This window comes from Shigella sp. SIG6 (assembly GCF_053555815.1).
The window spans coordinates 1-4,424 of record NZ_JBQZXC010000194.1 but is presented as its reverse complement, the minus strand read 5'-3'; the positions used below and the strand labels follow the sequence as shown (position 1 = coordinate 4,424).

Here is a 4,424-nt window from a genome sequence, read left to right as displayed (position 1 = left end):
ACGGTACGTTCCTTCGTTGCACAAGGGGTGGATGCGATCTTTATCGCTCCAGTGGTTGAGACGGGTTGGGAACCGGTATTAAAAGAGGCGAAAGATGCCGAAATCCCTGTCTTCTTGCTCGACCGTTCCATCGATGTGAAAGACAAATCTCTCTATATGACCACCGTTACTGCCGACAACATCCTCGAAGGTAAGTTGATCGGTGACTGGCTGGTAAAAGAAGTGAATGGCAAACCATGCAACGTGGTGGAGCTGCAGGGCACCGTTGGGGCCAGCGTCGCCATTGACCGTAAGAAAGGCTTTGCCGAAGCCATTAAGAATGCGCCAAATATCAAAATTATCCGCTCGCAGTCAGGTGACTTCACCCGCAGTAAAGGCAAAGAAGTCATGGAGAGCTTTATCAAAGCGGAAAACAACGGCAAAAACATCTGCATGGTTTACGCCCATAACGACGACATGGTGATTGGTGCAATTCAGGCAATTAAAGAAGCGGGCCTGAAACCGGGCAAAGATATCCTCACGGGTTCCATTGACGGTGTACCGGACATCTACAAAGCGATGATGGATGGCGAAGCGAACGCCAGTGTTGAACTGACGCCGAACATGGCGGGACCCGCTTTCGATGTGCTGGAGAAATACAAAAAAGACGGCACCATGCCTGAAAAGCTGACGTTAACCAAATCCACCCTTTACCTGCCTGATACCGCAAAAGAAGAGTTAGAGAAGAAGAAAAATATGGGGTATTGAGGGTTGCTATGCCTGATGCCGATTCGTAGGCCGGATAAGGCGCTCGCGCCGCATCCGGCGATGGTGCACTGAAGCCTGATGCGACGCTTACCGCGTCTTATCATGCCTACTGGGAGCACGCTTTACACCGGGGGAAACCATGACGACCGACCAACACCAGGAGATCCTCCGCACCGAAGGATTAAGTAAATTTTTCCCCGGCGTCAAAGCGTTAGATAACGTTGATTTCAGCCTGCGCCGTGGCGAAATCATGGCGCTGCTTGGTGAAAACGGGGCGGGAAAATCAACGCTAATCAAAGCATTAACTGGTGTATACCACGCCGATCGCGGCACCATCTGGCTGGAAGGCCAGGCTATCTCACCGAAAAATACCTCCCATGCACAACAACTCGGTATCGGCACCGTCTATCAGGAAGTCAACCTGCTACCCAATATGTCGGTTGCTGATAATCTATTCATAGGTCGCGAACCCAAACGTTTCGGCCTTCTACGCCGTAAAGAGATGGAAAAGCGCGCCACCGAACTGATGGCATCTTACGGTTTCTCCCTCGACGTGCGCGAACCGCTTAACCGTTTTTCGGTGGCGATGCAGCAAATCGTCGCCATTTGCCGGGCTATCGATCTCTCCGCCAAAGTGCTGATCCTCGATGAACCCACCGCCAGCCTCGACACCCAGGAAGTGGAGCTATTATTTGGCCTGATGCGTCAGTTGCGCGATCGCGGCGTCAGCCTGATCTTTGTCACTCACTTTCTCGATCAGGTCTATCAGGTCAGCGATCGGATCACCGTCTTACGCAACGGCAGTTTCGTAGGCTGTCGGGAAACGCGCGAGCTACCGCAGATCGAACTGGTAAAAATGATGCTGGGGCGCGAGCTGGATACCCACGCGCTACAGCGTGCCGGGCGAACATTGTTGAGCGACAAACCCGTTGCCGCGTTCAAAAATTACGGCAAAAAAGGAACGATAGCACCATTTGATCTCGAAGTGCGCCCCGGCGAGATCGTCGGTCTGGCTGGCTTGCTGGGATCCGGACGTACCGAAACCGCCGAAGTGATCTTCGGTATCAAACCTGCTGACAGCGGCACGGCGTTGATCAAAGGCAAACCGCAAACCCTGCGATCGCCACATCAGGCTTCAGTACTGGGCATCGGATTCTGCCCGGAAGACAGGAAAACCGATGGCATCATCGCCGCCGCCTCGGTGCGGGAAAATATCATCCTCGCTCTCCAGGCCCAGCGCGGCTGGCTACGACCCATTTCCCGCAAAGAGCAGCAAGAGATTGCCGAACGCTTTATCCGCCAGCTTGGCATTCGCACACCTTCAACTGAACAACCGATTGAATTTCTCTCCGGTGGCAATCAGCAAAAAGTGCTGCTTTCACGTTGGCTACTGACCCGACCGCAATTTCTGATCCTTGATGAGCCAACCCGTGGCATTGATGTTGGTGCCCACGCCGAGATCATCCGCCTGATTGAAACGCTGTGTGCTGACGGTCTGGCGCTGCTGGTGATCTCCTCCGAACTGGAAGAGCTGGTGGGCTATGCCGACCGGGTGATCATCATGCGCGATCGCAAACAGGTGGCGGAGATCCCGCTGGCACAGCTTTCCGTTCCGGCGATCATGAACGCCATTGCGGCGTAAGGAGAACAGTGTGATGCCTCAATCTCTCCCTGACACTACGCCGCCAAAAAGGCGTTTTCACTGGCCGACGGGGATGCCGCAGCTGGCGGCACTGTTGCTGGTGCTGCTGGTCGATAGCCTGGTAGCCCCGCATTTCTGGCAGGTGGTGCTTCAGGATGGGCGTTTGTTCGGTAGCCCTATCGACATTCTTAACCGTGCAGCTCCCGTTGCGTTACTGGCGATTGGTATGACGCTGGTGATCGCCACCGGTGGTATCGATCTCTCTGTGGGGGCGGTGATGGCTATCGCCGGAGCCACAACGGCTGCGATGACGGTCGCGGGATTCAGCCTGCCGATTGTTTTGTTAAGCGCCCTGGGCACCGGCATCCTGGCGGGATTGTGGAACGGCATACTGGTAGCGATCCTCAAAATTCAGCCGTTTGTCGCCACCCTGATCCTGATGGTCGCCGGGCGCGGCGTGGCGCAACTGATCACCGCCGGGCAGATCGTCACGTTTAACTCGCCGGATCTCTCATGGTTTGGCAGCGGATCGCTGTTGTTCCTGCCAACGCCGGTCATTATCGCGGTGCTGACGCTTCTCCTGTTCTGGCTGTTGACCCGCAAAACGGCGCTGGGGATGTTTATCGAAGTCGTTGGTATCAACATTCGGGCGGCAAAAAATGCCGGGGTAAACACGCGAGTCATCGTCATGCTCACCTACGTGTTGAGCGGGCTATGTGCGGCGATTGCGGGCATTATCGTGGCGGCGGATATTCGCGGTGCCGATGCCAACAACGCCGGATTATGGCTGGAGCTGGACGCCATTCTCGCGGTGGTGATTGGCGGCGGATCGCTGATGGGCGGGCGCTTTAACCTGCTGCTCTCGGTAGTGGGGGCGCTGATTATTCAGGGGATGAACACCGGAATTTTGCTTTCGGGCTTTCCGCCGGAGATGAACCAGGTGGTGAAAGCGGTGGTGGTGCTTTGTGTGCTGATTGTTCAGTCGCAACGCTTTATCAGTCTGATTAAAGGAGTACGTAGCCATGATAAAACGTAACTTGCCGCTGATGATCACCATCGGCGTCTTTGTGCTGGGCTATCTCTACTGCCTGACCCAGTTTCCCGGTTTTGCTTCCACAAGGGTGATCTGCAATATCCTGACCGATAACGCCTTTCTTGGGATAATCGCCGTTGGCATGACCTTTGTGATCCTCTCTGGCGGTATCGATCTCTCCGTCGGTTCGGTGATCGCCTTTACTGGCGTGTTTCTGGCAAAAGTGGTTGGCGATTTCGGCCTCTCGCCGCTGCTGGCGTTTCCGCTAGTGCTGGTGATGGGCTGTGCCTTCGGCGCATTTATGGGGCTTCTGATCGACGCCCTGAAGATCCCGGCATTTATCATTACGCTTGCGGGGATGTTCTTTTTGCGCGGCGTCAGCTATCTCGTTTCGGAAGAGTCGATTCCGATAAACCATCCCATTTATGACACGCTCTCAAGCCTTGCGTGGAAAATCCCCGGCGGCGGTCGCCTTAGTGCGATGGGGCTGTTGATGCTGGCGGTGGTGGTTATCGGTATTTTCCTTGCGCATCGTACCCGTTTTGGCAATCAGGTGTACGCTATTGGCGGCAACGCGACGTCGGCGAACCTGATGGGGATTTCTACTCGCAGCACCACTATTCGCATTTATATGCTCTCCACCGGACTGGCAACACTGGCGGGGATTGTCTTCTCGATTTATACCCAAGCCGGATATGCACTGGCGGGCGTAGGTGTGGAACTGGACGCCATCGCGTCGGTGGTGATTGGCGGTACGTTGTTAAGTGGTGGCGTCGGGACGGTGCTTGGGACGCTTTTTGGCGTGGCAATTCAGGGACTGATCCAGACTTACATCAACTTTGACGGCACGCTGAGTTCCTGGTGGACGAAAATCGCCATCGGTATTTTGTTGTTTATTTTTATAGCATTACAGCGTGGGTTAACGGTGCTGTGGGAGAATCGTCAGAGTTCGCCAGTGACAAGAGTCAACATTGCGCAGCGATAAAAATGCCTCTCCGTGTG

4 protein-coding genes are annotated in these 4,424 nt (G+C 54.9%); all 4 read left to right on the top strand.

Annotation, left to right across the window (positions count from 1 at the left end; translation table 11 throughout):
• The coding region (gene ytfQ / locus ACUU1M_RS18945) for a galactofuranose ABC transporter substrate-binding protein YtfQ (protein WP_449144739.1) at positions 1–747 on the top strand (747 nt) is incomplete at its 5' end.
• Positions 748–886: 139 nt separating this feature from the next.
• A complete protein-coding gene (ytfR, locus tag ACUU1M_RS18940) occupies positions 887–2,389 on the top strand; it encodes a galactofuranose ABC transporter, ATP-binding protein YtfR (protein WP_000205824.1) in 1,503 nt (500 codons plus the stop codon).
• A 13-nt stretch (positions 2,390–2,402) separates the two neighbouring features.
• Positions 2,403–3,425, top strand: coding sequence for a galactofuranose ABC transporter, ATP-binding protein YtfT (ytfT, locus tag ACUU1M_RS18935; protein ID WP_005072348.1), 1,023 nt, complete (start codon positions 2,403–2,405; stop codon positions 3,423–3,425).
• Complete coding sequence (gene yjfF / locus ACUU1M_RS18930; protein ID WP_000596027.1) at positions 3,412–4,407, top strand: galactofuranose ABC transporter, permease protein YjfF; 996 nt, start codon at positions 3,412–3,414, stop codon at positions 4,405–4,407. The genes ytfT and yjfF overlap by 14 nt, the downstream gene beginning before the upstream one ends.
• The last annotated feature ends 17 nt before the right edge of the window (positions 4,408–4,424 follow it).

Excerpts from the sequence above, each read along its gene's own strand:
- ytfR (WP_000205824.1), top strand. The coding sequence starts at position 887 with ATGACGACCGACCAACACCAGGAGATCCTCCGCACCGAAGGATTAAGT.
- ytfT (WP_005072348.1), top strand. The coding sequence starts at position 2,403 with ATGCCTCAATCTCTCCCTGACACTACGCCGCCAAAAAGGCGTTTTCAC.
- yjfF (WP_000596027.1), top strand. The coding sequence starts at position 3,412 with ATGATAAAACGTAACTTGCCGCTGATGATCACCATCGGCGTCTTTGTG.